This window comes from Nonomuraea sp. NPDC049625, from assembly GCF_040675285.1.
GTDB classification, from domain to species: Bacteria; Actinomycetota; Actinomycetes; order Streptosporangiales; family Streptosporangiaceae; genus Nonomuraea; species Nonomuraea angiospora_A.
In genome coordinates, this window is record NZ_JBFAOQ010000016.1 from 15,470 (window position 1) to 38,824 (window position 23,355).

Here is a 23,355-nt window from a genome sequence, read left to right on the forward strand (position 1 = left end):
GGGGCAGAAGGTAATGAAGTACAGCACAATTGACGCATGGGACACCCTCGGCAACCCGGTCCGCGGGAATACCCCGGTGTTGTTTCTGCTCTGGTCGTGATCCTGGCAGTGCTTCTGCCGGGCGGCTTCACGTTCAGCGTGTACAAGTACCTCAGCGGCCCCGACCCGAGCACCGCCGCGGCCTCGCCGACCACAGAGCCCACACCCGAGCCCAAGGAGCCGAGCCCCAGCGAGAACGAGCGCCGCCCGGACTCTCCGATCGACGCCGACGCGTACGGCGACTGGAACTTCCGTCTGGGCGGCGTCACGTTCAAGGCCGAGAAGGTGGGCGGCTGGACCTACGGCTCCTGCGCGCCGGTGGACAGGAACGGCGTGCTGGCCAGGAACAAGTGCGAGCGCGTCGTTCAACTGGCCTACAAGGCCTACCGAGGGCATCTCACGGCGGTCCAGGTGATCATGTCCTTCCCCACCGTGAAGGCCGCCAAGGCCACGGCCGTCCACCTGGCGGGCTCCTCCCGGGCGGTGAAGTGGCGCCGGGACAAGATGCTCGACAGGTACGTCTACGGCAAGCAGCGGGTGGCCGTGACCAAGAGGTACGTCCTCCTCACGATCGTCACCGCCGACAGGACGGCCCAGGCGAAGGCCACGCGGTTCCACCACTACCTGCACACGGATCGTTCGAACAGCTTCCTCTTCCGCGACTCGACCGCTTCAGACTGAGCGGTCACGCCGCTCGCGTCTGACTCGTCCGTAAGCTGTGGGTGTGTCCCCCGCTCTGGTCCTGCTCGACGGCGTCCGCTGGCAGGGTGTGCCCGTGGTCGGCGATCGTGCGCAGACCCTGCTGTCCGTGCTGGCCCTGCACGGGCGTGCAGGGGTCAGTGACGAGCGCCTGGTCGAGGAGCTGTGGCCCGATGAGGCGCCGGCCAATCCGACGAAGGCGCTTCAAGTGGTCGTCTCGCGGACCAGGGCGGCGACCGGTGCCGACGTCGTGGTGCGGATCCCGCGTGGTTACCGGCTCGGGCTGGCCGCCGATCAGGTGGACGCGCTGCTGGTCGGCGCGCTGGTGACGGAGGCGCGGGCCGCACTGGGCGAGGACGACGTGGCGCTCGCGCGTCGCCGCGCCGAAGAGGCCATGGGTCTCGTGGCCGGCGGCTCGGACGGTGCCACGGGCGCGCTAGCCGAGCTGAGGGGCATGGCGGCGAAGTGGGCGGCCGAGGCCCGGCGGGTGGCGGCGATCGCGCGGGGCCGGAGCGGCGCTCACGAGGCCGCGCTGCCGCTGCTGGAGGAGGCCGCGGCCGACGGGCCGCGCGACGAGGAACTGCTGGCCTGCCTGCTGCGGAGCGAGGCCGCCGTACGAGGTGCCGCCGCCGCTCTGGAGCGCTACGAACGGTATCGCGCGGGCCTGGTGGCCCGGCTCGGCACCGAACCGGGGCCTGAGCTCGCCCGCGTGTACGCCGAACTCCTCGTCGCGGACCGGCCGGTGCGTGCGGGCATCCTGTTCGACGGCTCCTCGTTGCTCGGCCGCGATGACGACATCCGCGCGGTGCACGCCCTGTTGCGAACCAACCGGGTGGTCTCCGTCATCGGCCCTGGCGGGCTGGGCAAGACGCGGCTGGCCCATGTCGTCGGCAGAGACGTCGCGCAGCCCGTCGCTCACTTCGTCGAGTTCGTCGGCGTGTCCTCGCCCGAGGGCGTGGTGGGCGAGGTGGGCTCGGCACTCGGGGTTCGGGACTCGGTCAGCGGGCGTCGTGTCCTGACCGCCGAGCAGCGCTCGGACGTTCGCGCCCGGATCGCCCAGCATCTCGATCAGGCTCCGGCACTGCTGATCCTGGACAACTGCGAGCACGTGATCGAGGCCGTCGCCGACCTGGTGGCGTTCCTGACCGTGACGACCCGCGACCTGCGGGTGCTCACGACCTCGCGCGCCCCCTTGTCGATCCCCGCCGAACGCGTCTACCCGCTCGGCGAGCTGCCCACGGGCGACGCGGTGGAGTTGTTCCGCCAGCGCGCCACGGCCGCTCGCCCGGGTGTGCGGATCGACGAGGGAGTGGTCGAGGAGATCGTCGCCCGCCTTGACGGGCTGCCGCTCGCGATCGAGCTGGCGGCGGCCAAGGTACGGGCGATGTCGGTGGAGGAGATCGCCCGGCGCCTGGCGGACCGGTTCGCCCTGCTGCGCGGCGGGAACCGTACGGCCCCCGATCGGCACCAGACGCTGCTCGCGGTCATCGAGTGGTCGTGGAATCTGCTGGACGAGCCGGAACGGCTGGCGTTGCGGTGGATGTCGCTGTTCGGCGACGGTTTCACGCTGACCGCGGCCGAGGACGTACTGGGCTCGGACGCCCTGTACGTGGTGAACGCGCTGACCGAGCAGTCGATGCTGAGTGTCCGCGAGACGACGTACGGCCTGCGCTACCGGATGCTGGAGACCGTCAGGGAGTTCGGGCGGATGCGGCTGAAGGAGGCCGGCGAAGAGGCGTCCGCTCGGGCGGCGCAGCGGGCCTGGGCGACGGCGTACACCCTCGAACACGGCTCCAAGCTGTTCGGTCCGGGGCAGTTCGCGGCGGCCGACGCGTTGCACGCGGAAGAGAGCAACCTCGCCGATCTGCTCCGGCAGGCTCTCGGCGAGCCCGATCCCGTCACGATGGCCCAGTTGCTGGCCGGCGTCGGCGCGCTGTGGTCGATCCGCGGCGACCACTCCCGGATTCTCGTTCACCGCGACGCGATCGCCCAGGTGGTCAGCGGCTGGCTGCCGCCGCCGCATCTCTTCGAGGTGGCCAGGGCCGCCATGCTGATCACGCTCATGAACAGCCTGAACTTCACCGACCGCGGCAGCGGTCCGATGCGCGACCTCCTCCGTAGGCTGCCCACCGGTGACGCGACGGATCACCGAATGGCGGCGATGGCCACGGTGCTGCTCGCGTGCGACGCGGACGACGGCGCCGACGTGCGCCGTCGGCTGGAGGAGCTGTCCCGGAGCACCGACCGTTACGTGGTCTGGGCCGCGACGCAGATGAGGGCCCAAGTCCTGGAGAACACGGGAGACGTCACCGGGGCGATCGAGGCCGCCGAGCTCACCCTGACGATGGTCCGCGAGGACGAGGGGCCGTGGTTCGCCGCGATCATGCACGCCATGCTGGCCCACTTGGTCATGCAGCAAGGCGACCGACGGCGGGCGGTCGGACACGCGCGTACCGCCATCCCGGTGCTGAGCCGGATCGGCGCCGCCGACGACGAGGTTCAGCTCCGCGCGCTGCTGCTGATCTCCGCTCTCGCCGACGGCGACCTCGACGCCGCGGAGGCCGAACTCGCCGGGATCATCCGGATCAACGACAACGAGACCGTGCTCGGCGGGGTGGCGATGGCCTCGTTGTGCGCGGCCGAGCTGGCCCTCGCCCGCGGCAGGACGGCCGCCGCGCTCGCGGAATACCGCCTGGCCGTCCAGCGGGCCCACAACCTGCGTCTGCCCGGGGTGCTGCGCGCGGAGGTCACGCCGTGGACGATCATGGCGGAGTCGGTCACTCTGACGGCGTACGCGTACCACGCGCCGCCGGAAGACTCCCGGTACGGCGAGGAACTGTTCTCCACCGTCCGGGACTACGACCTGCTGGCCACGGACAGCCCGGTCCTCGACTATCCGCTGTGCGGCTCGATGCTCTTCGCGCTCGGCGCGTGGGGGGTGCTGCGCGGAGCCATGGCCCCGCGCGACGCGATCGGGTTGCTGGTGCTGGCCGAACGGTTCGCGTACAACACCAGCATGCCCAGCATGGCCTTCGAACGGATCGAACCGCACGCGGAGCGGGCCGCGCCCGGGATGATCGCCGCCCTGCGGGCCGAGTACGGCGATCGGCGCGGCTCCGACCTGCTCGACGAGGCGCGCAGTCTCGTCGAGCGGGTCTCCGGCCGTGACGGGCGCAGGTCACATGTGCCGCTTGTAGCTGCGTACCGACAGCGGCGCGAAGATCGCGATGACGATCAGGCACGCCAGCAGCGTCCAGGCCACCTCTCCGCTGACGAGGCCGCTGTTGGCGAGGTCGCGGGTGGCCGTGACCAGGTGTGAGACCGGGTTGAAGCGGACGAACGCGGCCAGCCAGCCGGGCAGGGTCTCGACGGGGACGAACGCGTTCGACAGGAACGTCAGCGGGAACAGGATCATCATGGAGATGCCCTGCACCGCCTGGGCGCTGCGGGCTATGGTGCCGACCCAGGTGAAAACCCACGCCAGCGACCAGCCCGTGAAGATCGCCAGCAGGATCGCGGCGAGCACGCCGCCCGCTCCACCACCCGGGCGGTAGCCCATCACCAGGCCCATGCCGAAGGTCAGAGTGGCCGCGATCGCGTAGCGCACCAGGTCGGCCACCATAGGGCCGGCGAGCGGCGCGATCCGGGCGATCGGCAACGACTTGAACCGGTCGAAGACGCCCTTCTCCATGTCCTCGCGCAGTTGCGTGCCCGTGGCCATGCACGTCGTCAGCACGGTCTGGGCGAGGATGCCGGGGATCATAAGGGGGAGGTAGCTCTCCACGTCACCGGCGATGGCGCCGCCGAAGATGAAGGCGAACATCGCGGTGAACAGGATGGGCTGCAGCGTCACGTCGAAGAACTGCTCCGGGTTGCGGCGCATCTTCTTGAGCGCCCGCCATGCCATCGTCAGGGTCTGACCGATCGTCTCCCCCATGGAGACGCGCCGCCGGGCGGCCTCCACACGGTCGGCGGCCCGTACGGCCTCGCGGGCGGGTGCGATCACGGTGCTCATCGGTTCTCCTTCGTGCCGGCCCCATCGGACCCATTCGTCTCGTGACCGGTGAGGGCGAGGAACACCTCGTCCAGGCTGGGCTTGGCCACGCTCACCGAGGAGATCGACACCCCGGCGGTGCGCAGCGCGATCAGTACGTCCGCGGCCAGGTCGGCCTGGTCGAGGGCGACGTTGAGGCGGCCCTGCTCCGGGCTGAGTACTGGGTCGTCGCCGAGGACGCGCCGTACGACCTCCACAGCGGCGGGTACCTCGCCCGGGTCGGCGAGCAGCAGCTGGAGTGTGGAGTTGCCGACCTCGGTCTTCAGCTCGTCGGGCGTGCCCTCGGCGACTTTGCGGCCGTGGTCGATGACGGCGACACGATCGGCGAGCTGATCGGCCTCGTCCAGATATTGCGTGGTCAGCAGCACCGTGCAGCCGTCGGCGACCAGACCGCGGATGGTGTCCCACATCTGGCCGCGGGTGCGCGGATCGAGACCGGTGGTCGGCTCGTCGAGGAAGATCAGCGGTGGCCTGGTGATCAGGCTGGCCGCCAGGTCGAGGCGCCGGCGCATGCCTCCGGAGAAGTGCGCGATCGCCTTGTCGGCGGCCTCTTCCAGGCCGAACTGGCCCAGCAGTTCGGTGGCGATGCGCCGGGCGCGCGGCGCGGCGATGCCCTGCAGGCGGCCGAAGAGCCAGAGGTTCTCGCGGGCCGTCAGGTTCTCGTCGACCGACGCGTATTGTCCGGTGACGCCGACCAACTGGCGGATCATGTGCGGGTTGCCGGCCACGTCGACCCCGAAGATCTCGGCGCGGCCCGCGTCGATCGTCAGCAGGGTGGCCAGCATCCGTATCGTGGTGGTCTTGCCGGCGCCGTTCGGGCCGAGGACTCCGAAGATCTCACCGGGGCGTACCTCCAGGTCGATCCCGTCGACGGCGCGGTGCTCGCCGAACGTCTTCACCAGCCCTTGCGCGCGTACGGCCAGATCGGCGCCCCCGCCGAGGACGGGGCGGCCCTCGGTACGTCCGAGTTCTGTGATGCTCATGGCTTCACTTTCGGCGGTGCCGGTTTCACGGTGCCCTCGACCGGGTTTCACCGGTTGCCGCGAGCGAACCGGACCCTGCCGATCGGGGACGTCCACTCGTGATCGTTGCCGTTGTCACGTGTGGTGTAAGTGAGGCGCAAGTGACGATCAAGGGTTGATCCATATGTTCCTCTTGTCAGGAAAAATGCTTTCGCCCATAACCCAAGATGCACCTGGAGAATCGACGTGAAGAGCATCAAGAGAATCGCCCTTGTCTGCGCCGTCTCTGCCTCCCTGGTCGCAATCATGGGCGGCGCCGCCAACGCCTCGACGGCCGAGGACGCCGGCTCGACGTACGTGGCCTACGAGGGGCCGGGCTTCACCGGCCAAACTCAGGTCATCGACAAGTGCGGCGTGACCAACCTCCGCTACCGCGGGTCGTACAAGTGGTACGGCTCCGGCCAGGCCGGCCGGATGCACAACCAGATCAACACCAGAGGGCCGGTGCACTTCACGCTGCCCGCCATGGGCAACGCGAAGCAGGGGACGGGCGTCGGTTGGAAGAGCATCTTCGTGGAGTGCTGACGCCCACAGCCGGTGCCCGCCCCGGCCGGTGTCGTGCAGGCGCCGTCGGGACTACTGGAAGCGTTCGAGCGTGAGGAGCGGCTCGGAGAATACGGGCGCCGGTGCGTCGGGATCGGCGGCGACGGCCTGCTCCAGGCGGCGGAAGCCGGACTCCAGCTCGTCGGGACTGAGCTGGGCGAAGAACGAGAGGGTGCGCAGGCGCAGCCGTTCGAGCATGTCAGCGCGAGTGCCGACGGACGGCTCGGTGACTGTGCCGAAGCCGGCAACGCGCCAGCCGGCCGACGTGAACATCGCGATGACCTCGTGCAGCGGCTGAAACAGCGAGGCGTCCGCCTCGAAGCCGCGGGGGAAGTGCTCCAGCCACCACGGCCTGGGATGGTGGTCGCTGAAATTCGCGCGCAACAGTAGCCGCCCAGTGGGCTTAAGCACCCTGGCCAGCTCTCGGACCGCCTGCGGCTTGTCCTGGACGTGGTGCCAGGACAGGAACATGAGAGCGTAGTCGGCGCTGCCGGACGGCACGGGTATGTCCTCGGCGGAGCCTGCCAGATAGCGCACCCCGGGATGCCGGGACTGCGCCTGCGCCACTTCGCGCATGCGGACCGACGGCTCGACGCCGGTCACCGGCCCGAATGTTCGCGCCAGCGCGGGGGTGTACCTGCCGGTCCCCGAGCCGACGTCCAGCCCCGTCAGCGGACGCCGCTCGGGCAGCACCGCTTCGAAGGCGCTGATCCATGTCCGCAGCTGCTGCTCGGAGAGCGCACGGCCACGCGCGTAGTCCTGGTACTGCTCCGTGTCGTAGTCGATCCGCCTCATCGCAGCTCCCGCATCAGCCGGGCTACGGCGAACCGTCAGCCCGATATATCGACTTGATACATCGGCACGATACGTAGTGTCCCGTCATGCCGCAAGAGGGCATGGGGGCCTGACGTAGCTGCACGGCGGTGGTGGGGATGGAGGGCGCACTAAGGTCATTTCGTGCTGCCTCTCTCGTCTGCGGATCCGGGCCAGATCAGCGCCTTCCGGCTGAGCGGCGTACTCGGCCGGGGCGGGCAGGGGTCGGTGTATTCAGGGGAGGACGCCGCCGGGGCGAAAGAGAGGCGAGGGGGTACGGTTCGGCAGCGGGCTGGAACGGCTGGCGGGTGACCACCTTGACCGCGCTGGCCGCCGTCCACGGGGCCGGGATCGTGCACCGGGACTTCAAGCCGAGCAACGTGATCATGGGACCCGAGGGGCCTGTCGTGATCGACTTCGGGATCGCCCGGGCGCTGGATCAGACCGCCACCAGCAGTGTGATGGGGACACCCGCGTTCATGGCGCCCGAGCAGTTCGCGGGCGGGGTGGTCGGGCCGGCGGTGGACCTGTTCAGCTGGGCCAGCACGATGGTGTTCGCGGCTACCGGGGAGCAGGCGTTCAAAGGGGACACGATGCCCGCCCTGATGCACGCCATCCTGACCACCGAGCCGGATCTGTCCGAGGTGCCGGAGGGGTTGCGGCCGCTGCTCGCGCGCTGCCTGGCCAAGAACCCGGAGGCACGGCCCAGCGCCGAGGAACTACTGGGCCTGCTGACGGGGCAGATGCCGCAGACCGCGCCCGTGCCGGACCGCCCGGCGCGCCTGGCGCGCTGCTGGGCTTCATGCTCGTGCTGCGGGCCGTACAGATCAGAAACGCATCAGGCCACTACTGATCGTCCTGCCGACGCACCATCTCGGCGATCCAGGTGGGCGCGAACGGAGACGTGCAGCCCGGGGAGGTCGGGTAGTCCTTGAGCACCTCCAGGCGCTCACCGATGTCGATCGCACGGGCGCGGTGCTCGGCGTGCTCGATCCCGATCTGGGCCAGGCAGTGGTTCATCGCCCACTGCAGGCGATCCGGGGCCTCTTTCATCTCCGCCTCGATGACGTCGAGCAGCCCTGAGAGGTCAAGGACCTCGGGCTTCTTCGCCACCCGTTCGGTGGTCAGCGCCCAGCCGGCACTCGCGACCGCTGGATCCGGATCGGCGGACCAGGCCACGCGCAGCTCTTCGGCGTGCGGGTTCTTCTTCACCACGTAGTTCACGAGCCAGTCGTGCACCTTGGGTGCGCGGGCCTCGCGAACCATGACGTCCAACTCGTCCCGCTCGAACGCCTTCGGCCGACAGATCAGGATCGCCAGCAGTCTCGCCGCGGTGTCATCCGTCTTCCAGAGCCGGCCCGCGAGCTCCTGCTGCGTCTTCAGCCGCTTCGCGAGCGCGCGTAGCTTGCCGAGGTTCACACCGTGATCGTCACCGTGTCTCTCGTTCACCGCGCGTGCCTTCGGGTCCTCGAGTTCGGCCAGCTCGGCCATCACCTCGGCCACCGTCGTCTCGGCCACCTCAGCCTCCTGTGCGTTACGTGCGGGATTCAGCCTACGACGGGTCATCGGCGGACGTTTTGTCCTGGCCGGTATCTCAAATTCCGCCAGGCTGCAACCCGTTGACCCTGGTGTGAACGCCATGTATACATACGCAATACCTGATGGATCCCCAACCCAACGACTCAGCGCCAGGCCCTGACGAGGCGGAGATGTCATGGCAGTGATCAGCAGGCGAGGATTTCTCGCCGGAAGCGTAGCCACGCTGGGGGCAGCTGCCCTGACGGCCTGCGGCAGCCCAGAGACCTTGCCCCTATCGATGCAGGAAATCCGCCCGGGCGAGCGTGGCGGTGGACCGAACCGCGGCGGGGTGCTGTATTTCGGTCTCTCCACCGACCCGGCCAACCTCGACCCCCACCTCACCAGCGGCAGCGCCTCCGACTACCTGCGCCAGCTCGCCTACAACGGGCTGGTCCAGTACAACGGGGCCGGAGAGATCGTCGGTGATCTCGCGAGCGAGTTCGGCTGGGCCGACGAGCTGACCTACAAGGTCAAGCTGCGCCCCGGGGTCGGCTTCCACGACGGGTCCATGATGACCGCCGACGACGTGGTCTTCTCCTTCCGCCGCATGATGGACAAGGCGACCGCGGCGGCGTCCGCGCCGCTGCTCGACCAGGTGGCCTCCGTCGAGGCGCCCGACGCCACCACCGTGGTGTTCCGGTTCAAGCAGCCCGACGTGGCCTTCCCGTTCGCCCTGGCCGCGCCCACCACCAACATCATCTCCAGGAAGTGGATCGAGTCGGGAGCGAACACCAAGACGCAGGTCATGGGCACCGGACCGTTCCGGTTCGTGGAGCGCATCCCGGGGGTGAGCACCACATACGTCCGGTTCGAGAACTACTTCGAGGACGGCCTGCCGTACCTCAACGGGATCGTCTTCCAGCCGATGGGCGACGACTACGCCCGCGTGACGGCGCTGCGCACGGCGACCGTGGACATGATCGACTACGTCCCCGCCACCCACGTCGGCGTCATCTCCGAGAACCCGCGGCTGCGGTTCGTCTCGGACAAGACCTTCGGGTTCGGCTTCGTGGGCTTCGTGACCAGCCGGCGCCCCTTCGACGACGTACGCGTCCGCAAGGCCATCGCGATGTCGATCAACAGGCAGTCCGTCCTGGACACCGCGCTGCTGGGGCACGGCAAGCCGATGGACGGCGCCCTGATGTCGGAGACCTTCGCCCCGTACGCGCCCCAGCTCGCCGGCTCCATGCCCTACGACCCGGAACAGGCCCGATTCCTGCTCAAACAGGCCGGGCAGGAGGGCCTGACGCTGCCGGTGGTGACCACCAGCTCGTACTCGGTCATCGCCAGGCCCGCGCAGGCGATGCTGCCCGGCCTGCGCGCAGCGGGACTGAACGTGAACCTCACCCAGCAGGAGTGGCTGACCTTCCGCTCCAGCGTGTCGACCAAGGTCTTCCCCGTCCATTCCTGGGGGACGGCGCCGAAGTTCGGTGATCCCGCCTCGCTCGGCGACTTCATCGGCAGCACCGGCGCCTTCGCCAAGTACCTCGACTTCGCCGACGACAAGATCGACGAGCTGCTGACCCAGGCACGCAGGAGCTCCGACCAGAGCCTGCGCAACGAGATCTACCTGGACGTCGAGAAACGGGCCCTGGAGCTGGTCCCGATGACGTACACGATCCGCCGCGAGCAGGGCGAGGCCCACTACAACCACGTCAAGGGCTACGAGCACCCCCCGAAGGGCGCCTGGACCGCCACGGCCCTGCGCCGGACCTGGATGGAGAAGACGGCGTGAGGCGTTTCCTGGCCAAGCGGTTCGCCCAGGCGATCCTGCAGTTGCTCCTCGTCGGAACCATCGTGTTCTTCCTCGTACGGCTCATCCCCGGCGATCCGGCCCGGGCGGTGCTCGGCGACGCGGCCACCGACGAGCAGGTCGCCGCCACCCGGGCCGCGATGCACCTCGAAGAGCCGTTCTTCAGCCAGTTCGTCGGGTTCTGGACCCGGTTGGTCCAGGGCGACCTCGGCACCTCGCTGATCAGCGGCCGCCCGGTGATGCAGGACCTTCCGTCCCGGATCGGCAACTCGCTGGAGCTCGTCCTCATCGCGCTGGCGATCTCGCTGGTGGTCGGCATCGCGCTGGGCCGGATCGCCGCCACGCGCGCCGACAAACCGGCCGACCACGCGCTGGTCGCCGGGTCGATCTTCGGGATCTCGCTGCCCGTGTTCGTGATCGGCACCTTGCTGCTGCTGGTGTTCGCGTTCTTCATCCCGATCCTGCCGCCGCGCCGGTTCGCCTCGCCGTTCGACGATCCGCTCGCCCACCTGCAGATCCTCATCCTGCCCGTGGCCACGTTGACGGCGGCCTCGTGCGCGGTGGTGACGAGGATGACCAGGGCGTCGATGCTGGAGACGCTCAACGCCGACTACGTCCGCACGGCTCGGGCGAAGGGCCTGGTCGAGAAGCACGTCATCAACCGGCACGCGCTGCGTACGGCGCTGCTCGCCGTCGTCTCCGCGACGACGGTCGAGCTGACGACGCTGATCGGGAGCACGGTCCTGGTCGAGACCATCTTCGGGTGGCCGGGGATGAGCTCCCTGCTCATGAACGCCGTGGGACAGCGCGACTATCCCGTCATCCAGGCCGTCGTCCTCGCCGCGGCCACCATCGTCATCCTGGTCAACCTGGTCGGAGACCTGGTCGCCAGGGCACTCGACCCCCGGGCGGAGGATAACTGATCATGGCCACCGTGCTGTCAGGCGCGCCTGCGATCGAGAGCGCCGGCAGGAGGACCTTCCTCCGGCGCATGCTGTCCAACCGCCGGACGTCCGTCGCGGGCGCTTTCCTGCTGCTGATCGCGATCGTCACGCTGTTCGCCAGGCTGATCGCGCCGTACGACTACCGAGACATCGTCGGCAAGCCGTTGACCTCGGCCTCCGTGCTCGGCATCGACGACTTCGGGCGCGACGTCCTGTCGCGCCTGCTGGTCGGGCTCCAGGTGTCGCTCGGGGTGGCGCTGTCGGCGGTGCTGGTGGCGGCGGTCATCGGGGTCGCGCTCGGGCTCGTGGCCGGGTACGTCGGCCGCTGGGCTTCGACGATCATCATGCGCGGGATCGACGTCCTGCTGAGCTTCCCCCCGATCGTGCTGGCCATCGCGGTGGTGGCGATCATGGGCCCGGCCCTGGTGAACGTCGTCCTGGTGATCGGCGTCCTGTACATCCCGAGGTTCACCAGGATCGTCTACACCCAGGTTCTGGCCATCCGGAACCTGGAGTACGTCGAAGCCTCGAAGATCATGGGCGCGCGGCCCGCGGGAATCCTCGTCGGGACGATCCTGCCGAACGTGGCGGCGCCCATCATCGTCCAGCTGAGCCTGTCGGTGAGCTTCGCCATCCAGATGGAGGCCGGGCTGAGCTTCCTCGGCCTCGGCGCGCAGCCGCCGCTGCCCTCGCTCGGGACCATGGTCGGCTCGGGCCGCGACTTCCTGGAGGTCCAGCCGACGCTGCTGCTCTATCCGTCCGTGCTCATCATCCTCGTCGTCCTCGCGCTCAACGTGTTCGGGGACGGCATCCGCGACCTGCTCGACCCGCGGCGCCGTGGCACCAACTGAAAGGACCGCATTCATGACCCTCCCTTCCACCCACAGGCTCGGCGAGCTGTCCTGGACCCAGGTCAAGGAGCTGGCGGAACGGGACCCGATCATCCTGCTGCCGATCGGCGCGGTCGAGCAGCACGGCCCGCACCTGCCGATCCACGAGGACTCCATCGTGGCGGAATGGGTGGCCGACAAGCTGGCGAAGGAGAACGGGTGCTATGTCGCGCCCGCCCTCCACTACGGGCACTCCGGGGTCTTCCGCGGTTTCAACGGCAACCTCTCGCTGAGCCCGGCGACGCTGCGCGCCGTCACGTACGAGATCATCGAGGCTCTGGTGCAGTCCGGCTTCCGTCGCGTGATCATCATCAACAACAACGGCGGCAACGTCGGGCCCGTCATCGACGCCGGCCTCCAGGCACGTCATGACCTGGGCGTTCTCGTCGGCCACCTGTACCCGTGGCAGCTCGGCTACGCGCTCATGCGGGACGTCTACGACGACCCGGCCACGGCGTACGGCCACGGCGCGGAGCCCGAGCACTCCGCGATGCTCGCGATGTTCCCCGACCAGGTCCAGAGCGAGCTGGCCGTCTCGGGCGGCCTGGCGTCGGGCAGCGGCTGGACCCCGACGAGCTACACGGAGGCGGCGATCCCGGGGCACGACGTGCGCGGGACCGTCCTGTGGGACTTCTCCGAGGTGAGCGCGACCGGCTGCACCGGCGACGTGAGTCTCGGCAACGCGAAGACGGGCGAGATCTGGATCGAGCGGGTGATCGGTTTCTGCTCCGCCTACATACAGGAATACGACCGGAACACCTCGAGGGACGCATGACAACCGGCACGAGTCCCGCCGAGCCGATCCTCTCAGTCGAGGGGCTCTCGGTGGACTTCCAGATCGCGGGCACGTGGGTGCCCGCCGTCAAGAACGTCAGCTTCACGGTCGCCAAGGGCGAGGTGGTGGCGCTCGTCGGGGAGTCCGGCTCGGGCAAGTCCGTCAGCTCGATGTCGGTGCTCGGGCTGCTGGCCAAGAACGCGCGCCGTCGCGGCAGCATCCGGTACGGCGACACCGAGCTGCTCGACCTCGGCGAGGAGGCCCTGCGCGACATCCGGGGCAAGCGGATCGCGATGATCTTCCAGGAGCCGATGACCGCGCTGAACCCGGTCTACACCATCGGCGAGCAGATCATCGAGGCGATCCAGTGCCACGAGCGCGTACCGGCCGCCGAGGCCCGCTCACGTACGTTGGAGCTGCTGAGGAAGGTCGGCATCCCGGAGCCGGAGTCGCGGATCGACAGCTACCCGCACCAGCTCTCCGGCGGCCAGCGGCAGCGCGCGATGATCGCGATGGCGATCGCCTGGTCACCCGAGGTCATCATCGCCGACGAGCCGACCACGGCCCTCGACGTCACGGTGCAGGCGGAGATCCTGGAGCTGCTGCGCCGCCTGCAGAAGGACCTCGGCTCGGCGGTCGTGGTCATCACCCATGACATGGGCGTGGTCGCCGACCTGGCCGACCGGGTGGTGGTGATGAAGCAGGGCGAGGTCGTGGAGGAGGCCCCGGTCGCCCGGCTGTTCGCCGAACCCCGGCACGAGTACACCACCAAGCTGCTGTCCGCGGTGCCCCGGCGCGGCCAGGCCGAGCCGGCGCCGTCCGGCGGCGACACGCCGGAGGGCGCCACGCTGCGGGTCGCCGGCCTCCAGGTCGAGTACCCGGGGCGGCTGGGCCGCAAAGGGTTCAAAGCGGTGCACGACATCAGCTTCGAGATCGGGAAGGGGAAGGTCCTCGGCCTGGTGGGCGAGTCGGGCTCGGGCAAGTCCACGATCGGCCGGGCCATCGTCGGGCTGGTCCGCGCCACGTCCGGCACGATCGAGATCTGCGGACGTGACGTGACCGGGCTCGGCGCCAGGGAGCTGCGCGGGTTCCGCAGGAAGTACTCGATGGTCTTCCAGGACCCGGGGTCCTCGCTCGACCCGCGCCGGTCGATCGGCGACTCCATCGCGGCCCCGATGATCATCAACCGGTACGCGGGCCGCACCGCCGTCCACGAGCGGGTGCTGGAGCTGCTCGACCAGGTGGAGCTGCCCAGGAACTGGGCCGGCAGGTTCCCGCACGAGCTGTCGGGCGGCCAGCGGCAGCGCGTCGGGATCGCCCGCGCGCTGGCGCTGGAGCCCGAGCTGCTCATCGCCGACGAGCCCACCTCGGCGCTGGACGTCTCCGTGCAGGCCACGGTGCTGCGGTTGTTCCAGGAGCTGCAGGACAGGCTCGGTTTCTCCTGTCTGTTCATCAGCCACGACCTGGGCGTGGTCGAGCTGCTCTCGCACGACGTCGCCGTGCTGCAGCAGGGGCGGATGGTCGAACACGGCCCGGCCCGCGAGGTGCTGAACGATCCCCGGACGGATTACACCAGGAGGCTGGTCGCGGCGGCGCCGGTGCCCGACCCCGCTGAGCAGGCCGAGCGCCGCGAGCTGTGGCGGGCGATCGCCAGGTGATCACCTCAGGTGGGAGACCACCCGCTCGTCGGGCCGCAGGTGGTTGCGCAGGGTGCGTTCGGCGGTGTCGAAGTCGTGCATGGTCAGGGCCGCGAGCAGGGTGCGGTGCTCGGGGTTGATGACCGCCAGCCGGTCGGGGCGCGCCGCCACGGCGCTGACCCCGATCCGCTGGTGCCGTGGCTGGAGGCTGCTGAACAGGTCGGTCAGCACGGTGTTGCCCGTCGCCCTGACGAACGCGAAGTGGAAGAAGAAGTCCATCTTGGCGTGCTCGGCGATCGCGTCGCGGTCGCCCGCCCTGCACCGCGCCACCATGTCCGGATCCTCCATCAGGTCCAGGTGCGCCGACAGCTCCTGCGGGATGTCGGTCTTCTTGTCGCACAGGATCCGGAAGCCGTGGATCTCGAGCACAAGCCGCATCTCGTACGTCTCGAACAACTCGGCAGCCGTCACGCTGCGCACCTGCGCGCCGCGCCTGGGCAGGAGGTCGATGTACTTCTCGGCCGCCAGGCGGTGGAACGCCTCACGGACGGGAGTGCGCGACACGCCGGCCTCGTCGCAGACCAGCTTCTCCTCAAGGAAGGACCCCTCGGGAAACCGGCCGCCGAGAATCGCCTCGCGCGTCCATCGGTAGGCGCGCTCGCCCGCGGTAGCCGCCGGCGCGATGTCCGGTTCCCAGTTCATGCCACCCCCACGTTCGTGTGTATACACAGCGTATACTAACCGTGAGAAGGAGTATCCGTTGCAGCGGAGATACGCCGCCTGGCTGTCCGGTCCGAGTTTCGCCGCGGCCGAGATCGTGGCCGACCTGGGCTACGGCGCGGTGGTGCTCGATATCGAACACGGCTCTTTCGACCTGGCCGACCTCGAACGCTTCATCCCGTTCCTCCGTGGTCTCGGCCTGGAGGTGCTGGCCAAGGTGCTCGGGCCCGAGCGGGGGCCGATCCAGCAGGCCCTCGACTTCGGCGCCACCGCCGTCGTCGTGCCCCACATCGAGGGCGCCGCGCACGCGGCCGCCGTCTGCGCCTTCGGGAAGTTCCCCCCTCTGGGCGACAGAAGCTTCGCGGGCGGACGAACGGCGCGGTACGGCGGGTTCGACGACGAGTGGATCGTACGCCAAGATCGCGAGACCCGCGTCTACCCGATGATCGAGGACGCGGGCGCCATCGAGCAGATCGACGACATCCTCGCGCTCGACACGGTCGACGGCGTCTTCATCGGCCCCAGCGACCTGTCCATCCGCCGCGGCCGGGGCGCCTACTCCCGCTCGGAGGGGGACTTCGCCGACCTCAAGATCGTGGCGGACGCGGCCCGCGCCGCGGGCAAACCCTGGGTGCTGCCCGCGTGGTCGCCGGAGGAGAAGGCGTTCGCCCTGGAGAACGGCGCCGACCAGCTCGTCCTGACCATGGAGCACGGCGCCATCATGGCCGGTTTCAAGGCCGCGCTCGACCAGACCCACGAACTCACCCACTAGGAGACCCTGCATGCTCGTCACCGTCGGACAGTTCAGCGCCACCACCGACAAGTCCGCCAACCTCGACGCCGCCACGGGGCTGATCGAACAGGCGGCGGCCCAAGGGGCGCGGCTCGTCGTCCTGCCGGAGAACGCCATGTACTCCAACCCGGACGTGACGGCCGACATCGTCCCCGACTCGGAGCCCCTCGACGGGCCCTTCGCGACCGCCATCGGCGCGCTGGCGAAGAAGCACGGCATCGCCGTCGTCGCCGGCATGACCGAGGCGCCGGCCGGGGAGCGCGGCAAGCCCAGCAACACCGTGCTCGCCGTGGACGCGGGCGGCGACCAGCTCGGCGTCTACCGCAAGGTGCACCTCTACGACGCCTTCGGCTACCGCGAGTCCGACCGGGTGCAGGCGCACGCGCCGGAACCGCTCGTCTTCACCCTGGACGACCTCACTTTCGGCGTCCTGACCTGCTACGACCTCCGTTTCCCGGAGATGGCCCGGTTCCTGGTCGACGCCGGGGCCGAGGCCTTCGTCGTACCCGCCGCGTGGGTCGCCGGGCCCGCCAAGGAGGACCACTGGATCACGTTGGTCCGCGCCCGCGCGATCGAGAACACCGCGTACGTCCTGGCCAGCGGCCAGACCGGCCCCGTCTGCACCGGGCAGAGCGCGGTCGTGGACCCGATGGGCACGGTGGTGGCGTCGGCGGGCGAGGCGCCGGGAGTGGCGTCGGCCGTCATCGGCGCTGAGCGGCTGCGCGCCGTACGCGCCAAGAACCCGAGCCTGGCCAACCGCCGCTTCAAGGTGCTCCCCGCCTGAGCCGGGCTCAGTGGATCGGACCAGGGAAGAGACGTCACGCGGTTTCGGCGCCACAGCCGTGCGCCGAACCGCTGTGTCAGGAGTCGCGTCGCAGCGACGACAGCCCCCACAGCTCGGCGATCCGTCCGTCGCGCACGCGGAAGATCTCCAGCATGGTCGGTGGTTGCCGCCCGGGAATGCCGTGCACGCTCGTACGGACGGCGGCCGTGTCCCCTTCGACGACCATGTCCTCGACGACGACCCGGGCATCCGGGAAGGTCTCGTGGAACCGTTGCCACGACCGGGTGACGCTCTCGGGGCCGGTCGTGTCCAGAGGGTGGCTGTAGAAGTCCGCGGTGAAGATCTCCGCCGTGGCGGCGTGGTCGTGGGCGTTGAACGCCGCGTACATGCGCCGGGCAGCGGCCCGCACGTCTTCGGTCATCGGCTCTCCTGCTCGATCATGTTCGCGCGGATGCGGCGTAGAACGCCCAGCACGATCTCCTGCTGTTGCGGAGTGACGCCGTCGAGAAGCCGTTCCTGGTACGCCTGGTGCGATCGCTCCAGATCGGCCGCGACGCGCTCGCCGGCGGAGGTCAGCGCGGACAGGGTGTAGCGGTTGTCCGCCGGGTCCAGGCGGCGACCGACCAGCCCTTCGGCCTCGAACTCCTTGACCAGCCGGGTGACGCTCGCACCGTCGATGCCCAGGGTCCGGCGCAGGTCGCTGTGGCTGGTCTCGCCGTCACGCCACAGCCGGACGAGCAGCTGTACGCGGTGGGGGCTCATGCCCACGTGCCGGGCGAATGCCTGCCGCAGCTCGGCGCAGGCCCCTCCGAGCTCACGGAAGAACGTGTCCTCCGACGTCTCTTCATGCACTATCTCTTTATAGCCTCAACTCTTGATGTTATCAAGAGAAAGCTTGGACTTCGGACGGCGCTGCGTAACCGGCTGTTCTACGGATGGTGAGGGGGCGGCTTTACGCATGATTCGGACGACCGGTATGGTGCTTTTGTCAAGATCTATTTACCTTCATGAGGTTGAAGCATGACTCGCAAGAAGCTCGTATCCGTTCTCCTCGGCTCCGCCGCCACGGCCGCTCTGCTGCTGTCCTCGGCACCGGCAAGCGCGGCCTCCACCGCGACCAAGGCTGGTGCGGCGTCGGCCCGAGCCGGGATCGAGCGCGACAGCGTCAGTTGCTCCAAGCCCAGGGGCAAGTGGGCCAACTACTCCTGGGGTGAGGGCAACACGACCGCGACCATCTACTTCAACAACCACTGCAGCCACAAGGTCAGTGTCAAGATCATGTTCGTCAGGAAGGGCTCGGTCGGTGACAAGGCCGCCAAGTACCGCTGCATGACCGTCAACGCCCACACCAAGGGCAAGAAGAAGTTCTACGCCGCCGCCTACAAGCCGTACTCCGTGAGCCGGGTCGCGCGCTGCAGCTGAGCCGGAGGCGCGTCTAGCGCTTGCACGTCGAAGGCCACTTCCTGAGATCAGGAAGTGGCCTTCATCCGTCTGTCGGAACTACTACCTACGCATCAGCAGACGGCCTTGGCGGAACCGCTCGCCTTCTTGGGGCTCACGCAGCATTCGTCCCACTTCGACGAACCCTGCCGCGCGCGCCAATTCGGCGAGGTCGTCGATCGGCCAGCGGTAGGCGAGCGTGACCTTGTGATCGAACGACACCAGCGGCCCGCCGTCGGATTCGAAGAAGCCGAGCAGGAGGTGGCCGCCCGGGGCCAGCACCCGGTGGAACTCGGCGAAGTACGGCGGCAACTCCTGCGGCGGAATGTGGATGACGGAGTACCAGGACAGGATGCCGCCCAGCTCCCCGTCAGCCAGGTCGAGGGCGTCCATCGAACCAACCTCGAAACGCAGGTCAGGGTGGGCCTCACGGGCAAGGTTGATCATCACTGGGGACAGGTCGATGCCGAAGGCGTCCAGCCCCAAGTCCCGGAGGTGCGCCGTCATGTGCCCGGGGCCGCATCCGACCTCGGCGACCGAGGTCCCGGCACCGCCGGTTCGCACGAGCTCCGCGAACGGGGCGAGCGCCGCGCGGTCCAGGGGCTGGCGGTCGAGCGCATCATGGAAAAGCTCGGCGTACAGGACGGCGACGGCGTCGTAGGCCTCCGCCGTCGTGGTCAGATAGGAGGGGGTTTCGGTCACGGTGGATGACTCTAGACCCCTGACCGGCGCCGTCGTACGCACCCGATCCTCGGCACCCCGACCGGCCCGGATCAGCGAGGTGCGGCTTGCGGGGTGTCCCAGTCGAGAGGGACGCCGAAGGCCTCGTGGAGGCCGGTGCGGCCCGCGTCGGTGAGCTGGACGACCCGGCGGGCCCGGCCGCGGCGCAGCCAGTCCAGCGCGAACAACCGGGTCGCGATGGCCGCGCCGAGCGCGCCCGCAAGATGGTGGCGGCCCTCGCCCCAGTCGACGCAGTAGCGGATCGCCGGTCGCCGCCGGGAGAACTCCTCGACGTCGATCCCGAACTCCCCCAGCCTGCCGAGGCCCGCCGGGGTGATCCGGTAGCCGTTCGCGGCGGTGGCGAGCACGCCGCCGTCCACCAGCGCGGCCAGCAGCACCACCCCGAGCCGCCCGGCGAGGTGGTCGTAGCAGAGCCGGGCGCGCAGCAGCGCCTGGTTGCGGACGTCCTCCCGCAGCGACGTGACCGGCAGCGGCCGGGCGATCCTGGCCAGCTCCTCCAGCGCCCGCGCCACGTCGGTGCTGGCCAGGCGGTAATAGCGGTGCCGGCCGTCGTGCTCGACGGTGAGCAGCTTGGCCTCGCGCAGCTTGGTCAGGTGGCCGCTGATCGTGGACATGCTCACCCCGGCCTCGGCGGCCAGCGCGCTGGCGGGCAGCACGCCGCCGTCGGCGAGGGCGCGCAGCACCTTGGTCCGGGTCGGATCGCCGATGGCCGCCGCGACGTGCGCGATGTCGGCCTCCGTGGCGGTCTTCCACATGGGGCCAGTCTAGGACGACGACAGTTCGGCGTTCACCGTAGTAGTTCCGTTCCAGACTGAAGGCATGACCCCTACAACGAGAGAGCCGACCGCGTCCCTCTCGCGGACCGCGGGCTGGTCACCGCTGATCGCGCTCTGTCTCGGATATTTCCTGGTCATCCTGGACGTCACCGTGGTCAGCGTGGCGATCCCGGTGATCGGCGCCAGGTTGCCCGCCGGGCTGACCGAGCTGCAGTGGGTCGTCGACGGCTACACGCTGGCGTTCGCCGGGCTGCTGCTGTTCTGTGGCGGGCTCAACGACCGGCTCGGCGGGAAGCCGGTTTTCCTGGCCGGGCTGGCGGTGTTCACCCTGGCCTCGGCCTGGTGCGGGCTGGCGACGTCGGCCGGTGCGCTGATCGGGGCCCGGCTGGTGCAGGGCGCCGGTGCCGCGGCCATGGTGCCGGCCTCGCTGGCGCTGCTGCGTGACGCGTACCCGGAGCGGGAGGCGCGGGCGCGGGCGTTCGGCGTGTGGGGCATGGTCGCGGGGATCGCCGCCTGCACGGGGCCGGTGCTCGGCGGCGTGCTGGTGTCCGCGATCGGCTGGCGGGCGGTGTTCTTCGTGAACATCCCGTTCGGCCTGCTCGGCGTCCTGCTCACCGTACGGCACGTCCCCGGCCGGGCAGGGCGGGGCATGGGGCGCAGGGGGCTGGACGTGCCGGCGCAGGTGGCCGGGGCGTTGTGCCTGGCCGGGCTGACCGCGGCGTTGATCGAGGCCGGCGCGAGCGGCTGGACCTCGCCGGTGGTGCTGGGCGGGCTTGCTCTGTTCGTGCTCGCGCTGCCGGCGTTCCTGCTGCTCGAACGCCGGGCGAGCGCGCCGATGCTGCCGCTGGAGCTGTTCGCGAGCCGCCGCTTCTCCGCCTCGGCCGCCATCGGCGTGCTGCTCAACCTCGGCTTCTACGGCCTGCTGTTCGTCGTGCCGCTGTACTTCCAGCAGGTACGCCACCTCGACGCGATGGCGACCGGGCTGGCGATGCTGCCGATGGCCCTGATGCCGCCGATCGCCTCGCCGCTGAGCGGCTGGGTCGCCGCGCGCACCGGGCCGCGCCCGCCGATGGCGTACGGGCTGGTCATCGGCGGCATCGGGCTGCTGAGCTGGCTGCCGGCCGACGCCGGCACGAGCTACTGGGCGCTGGTCGTACCGCTGATGCTCACCGGCTTCGGGACCGGTTTCACGATGCCGGCCGCCACCGCGGCGATCATGGAGGCGGCGCCGCCCGAGCTCGGCGGGGCGGCCTCCGCGGTGTTCAACGCCGCCCGTCAGACCGGCAGCGCGATCGGGGTGGCGCTGGTCGGCACGCTGGTCGCGGGCGGCGGTCTCGTGGCGGGCCTGCACGCCGACGTCACCGTCGGCGGCCTCGGTTTCCTGATCGCCGCCGCGCTGGCCGTCTTCGCCCTCCGCCCCGCACATTGATCCGGGCGTCAGTGCCGGAGCAGCGTCAGGTCCGACTCGGTGTCGGTGACGGCGAGCCGGGCCTGGCCGCCGACCGGGAAGGTGGCCAGGGGGTTGGTGTGGCCGACGTCGATGTTGGCCAGGACGGGGACGCGGCTCAGCACCGGTTGGGTGGCGATGATCTGTTCCAGCAGCGGCCGGGACATGCGGCTGGCCTGCTGGAACCGTCCGACGGCCAGTCCTCGGATCTTCGGGGCGTCGGGAAGCTGCAGCAGTGAGGTCAGGTCACGGGCGAACTTCGCCGGGTGCGACTCGAAGTCGTCCTCGACGATCAGGATCGCGCCGTCGAGGGATGGCATGTACGGGGTGCCCGCCAGCAGGTTCAGTGTGCACAGATTGCCGCCGACGATGCGTCCCTCGGCGGTGCCGGGCCGCAGCGGCCACCATCCCTCGTTGGGGATCGGTTCGCGCTTGTCCTGGTCGAGGAACCAGAGATCGTCGGTCCACCGCGCCGCCGGGGTCAGCGCGACCGGAGCGGTGTCGAACATGACCGAGGTGAACCAGCGCAGCGTCTCCTCGAAGTGATCCCGCATCCCGAACGTCGACCAGTGCGGACCGGAGTAGGTGACCAGCCCGGTGCGGGCGAGGATGGCGTTCTGCAGGGCGGTGATGTCGGAGTAGCCGCACAAGATCTTCGGGTTGGCGCGGATCAGCTCCCAGTCCAGGTACGGCAGGAGTTCGTTGCAGTTGTAGCCGCCGATGACCGTCAGGATCGCCGCCACCGACGGGTCCGCGAAGGCCTCGTGCAGATCGGCGACCCGCGAGGCGACGCTGGACGAGTCGAACGCGTCCCGCTCATCGACATGGGCGCCGTAGGAGAGCGTCAGGCCGAGCTCGGCGAACCGGGACCTGATGAGGTCGGTGTGGTCGTGCTCCATGACCATCGCGCGGGACATGGCCGGGGCCACCACTCGTACGACGTCGCCTGCGTTCAGCTTGGGAGGAGAGATCACATCCATACGACCGAAGCCTAACGCCGAGTTCGGCGTCGGGAACAATGGAATAGACCGCTCCATTGTTCCTCGACGCCGATATCGTCCACCGTCACCGAGCAGGCGCGAACGATTCTCACCTGGCGCCGGCCGCGGTCTCAGCGGAAGGACCCCTCACTCCGCCGAGGTGTCTTCCGACCACTCCGGGGTCTCGGTGGCGGAGTTGTCGGTCCAGGTGCCATCGTTCTTGTGATTGTCCTGGTGCTCGTGGTGGCGGTGCTCGCGCCGGCGCTCGTGCCTGTTGAGGTTGCGGTTGCGGTTCTCCACGTCGACGAAGACGCGCTCGCGCCCCTGCCGGATGAACCGAGGAATGAAGACGGGCTTCTCGTGGCTGACGACCCTCGGCGCGGCCTGCTGCACCACGCGGGTCACCTTACGCGGTGCCGGCGGGCCGCCGGCCGCGCTCGCGGAGGCCACCCCCTGGCCCAGTGGAAGGAGCATGACACCGGCGACCGCGCCGGTGATAGCTAGTGCTGCGAGCCGCCCTTGCGTCCGCCGACTGTTGGTGTTCACGTGTCTCGTTTCCGTTCATGGATAGATCGGTCCGGAACCTGGCATCCGCCGTTTCAGCGGACACTCAGATGGAACCGGACATACCCATACAGATATTCTCAGTTACCTCGTTAATCGCAAATAGCACGTCAAAGCCCAAGCGTCATATGTAATCACGATTTTTGTGTTTGAGCGCATCCGCCACAGCAGCCCCGAGCGATCTACCGATCGTTGCCGAAGAAACGGATGAAAGTTTCCCTCCGACCGGTTCCCCGAGTTACCGAGCCCCAGGTCGGCGGGGATCCGGAATCGAGGGGAGCCGGGCTCGTTGACTAATCGCTCCCCGCCGAGGACCGTCGGCTCGACCACCTCTCGGAGAATGGGAAAACACCAGTGCGACAT

23 protein-coding genes and 1 pseudogene are annotated in these 23,355 nt (G+C 69.3%); 13 read left to right on the forward strand and 11 right to left on the reverse strand.

The window, feature by feature from the left end; all coding sequences use genetic code 11:
* Window positions 1-96: 96 nt before the first annotated feature.
* Both AB0J87_RS47910 and AB0J87_RS47915 read left to right on the forward strand, forming a co-directional pair.
* Window positions 97-720, forward strand: coding sequence for a hypothetical protein (locus AB0J87_RS47910; RefSeq protein ID WP_363978515.1), 624 nt, complete (start codon window positions 97-99; stop codon window positions 718-720).
* A gap of 316 nt (window positions 721-1,036) precedes the next feature.
* Window positions 1,037-2,230 (forward strand): annotated as a pseudogene (locus tag AB0J87_RS47915) (BTAD domain-containing putative transcriptional regulator); the annotation flags it as partial.
* A 1,686-nt stretch (window positions 2,231-3,916) separates the two neighbouring features.
* Here the strand turns inward: AB0J87_RS47915 and AB0J87_RS47920 are convergent.
* Both AB0J87_RS47920 and AB0J87_RS47925 read right to left on the reverse strand, forming a co-directional pair.
* Window positions 3,917-4,753 carry an ABC transporter permease gene (locus AB0J87_RS47920; protein WP_363978518.1) on the reverse strand — a complete coding sequence of 279 codons (837 nt, stop codon included), beginning with the start codon at window positions 4,751-4,753 and terminating at the stop codon, window positions 3,917-3,919.
* The gene (locus tag AB0J87_RS47925; RefSeq protein WP_350742184.1) at window positions 4,750-5,775 is read right to left on the reverse strand and encodes an ATP-binding cassette domain-containing protein; all 1,026 of its coding nucleotides are present in this window, start codon (window positions 5,773-5,775) and stop codon (window positions 4,750-4,752) included. The genes AB0J87_RS47920 and AB0J87_RS47925 overlap by 4 nt, the downstream gene beginning before the upstream one ends.
* A gap of 225 nt (window positions 5,776-6,000) precedes the next feature.
* On the opposite strand from AB0J87_RS47925, the gene AB0J87_RS47930 reads away from it, so the two are divergent.
* On the forward strand, window positions 6,001-6,339 hold the full coding sequence (locus AB0J87_RS47930) for a MiAMP1 family antimicrobial peptide (protein WP_350742186.1): 339 nt from the start codon (window positions 6,001-6,003) through the stop codon (window positions 6,337-6,339).
* Window positions 6,340-6,390: 51 nt separating this feature from the next.
* On the opposite strand, the gene AB0J87_RS47935 is transcribed toward AB0J87_RS47930, so the two are convergent.
* Window positions 6,391-7,152, reverse strand: coding sequence for a class I SAM-dependent methyltransferase (locus AB0J87_RS47935; protein ID WP_363978522.1), 762 nt, complete (start codon window positions 7,150-7,152; stop codon window positions 6,391-6,393).
* Between the two features lie 326 nt (window positions 7,153-7,478).
* Here AB0J87_RS47935 and AB0J87_RS47940 point away from each other — a divergent pair, with 326 nt between their 5' ends.
* The gene (locus AB0J87_RS47940; RefSeq protein ID WP_363978524.1) at window positions 7,479-8,105 is read left to right on the forward strand and encodes a serine/threonine-protein kinase; all 627 of its coding nucleotides are present in this window, start codon (window positions 7,479-7,481) and stop codon (window positions 8,103-8,105) included.
* On the opposite strand, the gene AB0J87_RS47945 is transcribed toward AB0J87_RS47940, so the two are convergent.
* Window positions 8,017-8,688 carry a DNA alkylation repair protein gene (locus AB0J87_RS47945; protein ID WP_363978527.1) on the reverse strand — a complete coding sequence of 224 codons (672 nt, stop codon included), beginning with the start codon at window positions 8,686-8,688 and terminating at the stop codon, window positions 8,017-8,019. The two genes, AB0J87_RS47940 and AB0J87_RS47945, sit on opposite strands and share 89 nt — an antisense overlap.
* Before the next feature lie 349 nt (window positions 8,689-9,037).
* Between AB0J87_RS47945 and AB0J87_RS47950 the strand changes: the two genes are divergently transcribed.
* From AB0J87_RS47950 to AB0J87_RS47970, 5 genes are read left to right on the forward strand one after another with little or no spacing between them, the layout of a single operon-like run.
* Complete coding sequence (locus tag AB0J87_RS47950) at window positions 9,038-10,483, forward strand: ABC transporter substrate-binding protein (protein WP_363978530.1); 1,446 nt, start codon at window positions 9,038-9,040, stop codon at window positions 10,481-10,483.
* Window positions 10,480-11,424, forward strand: coding sequence for an ABC transporter permease (locus AB0J87_RS47955; RefSeq protein WP_363978533.1), 945 nt, complete (start codon window positions 10,480-10,482; stop codon window positions 11,422-11,424). Before AB0J87_RS47950 ends, AB0J87_RS47955 begins: the two co-directional genes overlap by 4 nt.
* Window positions 11,425-11,426: 2 nt before the next feature.
* Entirely contained in the window at window positions 11,427-12,296 is an 870-nt protein-coding gene (locus AB0J87_RS47960) for an ABC transporter permease (protein ID WP_350742199.1), read from the forward strand.
* 13 nt (window positions 12,297-12,309) lie between these two features.
* A complete protein-coding gene (locus AB0J87_RS47965; RefSeq protein WP_363978536.1) occupies window positions 12,310-13,110 on the forward strand; it encodes a creatininase family protein in 801 nt (266 codons plus the stop codon).
* On the forward strand, window positions 13,107-14,768 hold the full coding sequence (locus AB0J87_RS47970; protein ID WP_363978539.1) for an ABC transporter ATP-binding protein: 1,662 nt from the start codon (window positions 13,107-13,109) through the stop codon (window positions 14,766-14,768). The genes AB0J87_RS47965 and AB0J87_RS47970 overlap by 4 nt, the downstream gene beginning before the upstream one ends.
* On the opposite strand, the gene AB0J87_RS47975 is transcribed toward AB0J87_RS47970, so the two are convergent.
* Complete coding sequence (locus AB0J87_RS47975) at window positions 14,769-15,449, reverse strand: GntR family transcriptional regulator (protein WP_185069639.1); 681 nt, start codon at window positions 15,447-15,449, stop codon at window positions 14,769-14,771.
* Between the two features lie 58 nt (window positions 15,450-15,507).
* Between AB0J87_RS47975 and AB0J87_RS47980 the strand changes: the two genes are divergently transcribed.
* Together AB0J87_RS47980 and AB0J87_RS47985 are read left to right on the forward strand one after the other, a co-directional pair.
* Window positions 15,508-16,239: an aldolase/citrate lyase family protein gene (locus AB0J87_RS47980; protein ID WP_363978542.1), complete on the forward strand. Its 732-nt coding sequence runs from the start codon at window positions 15,508-15,510 to the stop codon at window positions 16,237-16,239.
* Window positions 16,240-16,249: 10 nt separating this feature from the next.
* Complete coding sequence (locus AB0J87_RS47985) at window positions 16,250-17,044, forward strand: carbon-nitrogen hydrolase family protein (protein ID WP_363978545.1); 795 nt, start codon at window positions 16,250-16,252, stop codon at window positions 17,042-17,044.
* 76 nt (window positions 17,045-17,120) lie between these two features.
* On the opposite strand, the gene AB0J87_RS47990 is transcribed toward AB0J87_RS47985, so the two are convergent.
* Both AB0J87_RS47990 and AB0J87_RS47995 read right to left on the reverse strand, forming a co-directional pair.
* Window positions 17,121-17,465, reverse strand: coding sequence for a nuclear transport factor 2 family protein (locus AB0J87_RS47990; protein WP_192789116.1), 345 nt, complete (start codon window positions 17,463-17,465; stop codon window positions 17,121-17,123).
* Complete coding sequence (locus tag AB0J87_RS47995) at window positions 17,462-17,896, reverse strand: MarR family winged helix-turn-helix transcriptional regulator (RefSeq protein ID WP_350742211.1); 435 nt, start codon at window positions 17,894-17,896, stop codon at window positions 17,462-17,464. The genes AB0J87_RS47990 and AB0J87_RS47995 overlap by 4 nt, the downstream gene beginning before the upstream one ends.
* 168 nt (window positions 17,897-18,064) lie before the next feature.
* Here AB0J87_RS47995 and AB0J87_RS48000 point away from each other — a divergent pair, with 168 nt between their 5' ends.
* The gene (locus AB0J87_RS48000; protein ID WP_350742213.1) at window positions 18,065-18,466 is read left to right on the forward strand and encodes a hypothetical protein; all 402 of its coding nucleotides are present in this window, start codon (window positions 18,065-18,067) and stop codon (window positions 18,464-18,466) included.
* Between the two features lie 81 nt (window positions 18,467-18,547).
* Here AB0J87_RS48000 and AB0J87_RS48005 read toward each other — a convergent pair whose 3' ends face one another.
* Both AB0J87_RS48005 and AB0J87_RS48010 read right to left on the reverse strand, forming a co-directional pair.
* A complete protein-coding gene (locus tag AB0J87_RS48005; protein ID WP_363978549.1) occupies window positions 18,548-19,186 on the reverse strand; it encodes a class I SAM-dependent methyltransferase in 639 nt (212 codons plus the stop codon).
* A gap of 71 nt (window positions 19,187-19,257) precedes the next feature.
* On the reverse strand, window positions 19,258-19,980 hold the full coding sequence (locus tag AB0J87_RS48010; protein ID WP_363978552.1) for a helix-turn-helix transcriptional regulator: 723 nt from the start codon (window positions 19,978-19,980) through the stop codon (window positions 19,258-19,260).
* Window positions 19,981-20,044: 64 nt separating this feature from the next.
* Between AB0J87_RS48010 and AB0J87_RS48015 the strand changes: the two genes are divergently transcribed.
* Window positions 20,045-21,430 carry an MFS transporter gene (locus AB0J87_RS48015; protein ID WP_363978555.1) on the forward strand — a complete coding sequence of 462 codons (1,386 nt, stop codon included), beginning with the start codon at window positions 20,045-20,047 and terminating at the stop codon, window positions 21,428-21,430.
* An 8-nt stretch (window positions 21,431-21,438) separates the two neighbouring features.
* Here the strand turns inward: AB0J87_RS48015 and AB0J87_RS48020 are convergent, their stop codons facing one another.
* Entirely contained in the window at window positions 21,439-22,428 is a 990-nt protein-coding gene (locus tag AB0J87_RS48020) for a S66 peptidase family protein (RefSeq protein WP_363978558.1), read from the reverse strand.
* 147 nt (window positions 22,429-22,575) lie between these two features.
* A complete protein-coding gene (locus tag AB0J87_RS48025) occupies window positions 22,576-22,974 on the reverse strand; it encodes a hypothetical protein (protein ID WP_363978561.1) in 399 nt (132 codons plus the stop codon).
* Window positions 22,975-23,355: the final 381 nt, after the last annotated feature.

Coding starts and splice junctions, on each gene's coding strand:
- AB0J87_RS47975 (WP_185069639.1), bottom strand. CDS start 15,449: ATGAACTGGGAACCGGACATCGCGCCGGCGGCTACCGCGGGCGAGCGC.
- AB0J87_RS47970 (WP_363978539.1), top strand. CDS start 13,107: ATGACAACCGGCACGAGTCCCGCCGAGCCGATCCTCTCAGTCGAGGGG.
- AB0J87_RS47985 (WP_363978545.1), top strand. CDS start 16,250: ATGCTCGTCACCGTCGGACAGTTCAGCGCCACCACCGACAAGTCCGCC.
- AB0J87_RS47960 (WP_350742199.1), top strand. CDS start 11,427: ATGGCCACCGTGCTGTCAGGCGCGCCTGCGATCGAGAGCGCCGGCAGG.
- AB0J87_RS48015 (WP_363978555.1), top strand. CDS start 20,045: ATGACCCCTACAACGAGAGAGCCGACCGCGTCCCTCTCGCGGACCGCG.
- AB0J87_RS47965 (WP_363978536.1), top strand. CDS start 12,310: ATGACCCTCCCTTCCACCCACAGGCTCGGCGAGCTGTCCTGGACCCAG.
- AB0J87_RS48000 (WP_350742213.1), top strand. CDS start 18,065: ATGACTCGCAAGAAGCTCGTATCCGTTCTCCTCGGCTCCGCCGCCACG.
- AB0J87_RS47920 (WP_363978518.1), bottom strand. CDS start 4,753: ATGAGCACCGTGATCGCACCCGCCCGCGAGGCCGTACGGGCCGCCGAC.
- AB0J87_RS48010 (WP_363978552.1), bottom strand. CDS start 19,980: ATGTGGAAGACCGCCACGGAGGCCGACATCGCGCACGTCGCGGCGGCC.
- AB0J87_RS48020 (WP_363978558.1), bottom strand. CDS start 22,428: ATGGATGTGATCTCTCCTCCCAAGCTGAACGCAGGCGACGTCGTACGA.
- AB0J87_RS47990 (WP_192789116.1), bottom strand. CDS start 17,465: ATGACCGAAGACGTGCGGGCCGCTGCCCGGCGCATGTACGCGGCGTTC.
- AB0J87_RS47935 (WP_363978522.1), bottom strand. CDS start 7,152: ATGAGGCGGATCGACTACGACACGGAGCAGTACCAGGACTACGCGCGT.
- AB0J87_RS47925 (WP_350742184.1), bottom strand. CDS start 5,775: ATGAGCATCACAGAACTCGGACGTACCGAGGGCCGCCCCGTCCTCGGC.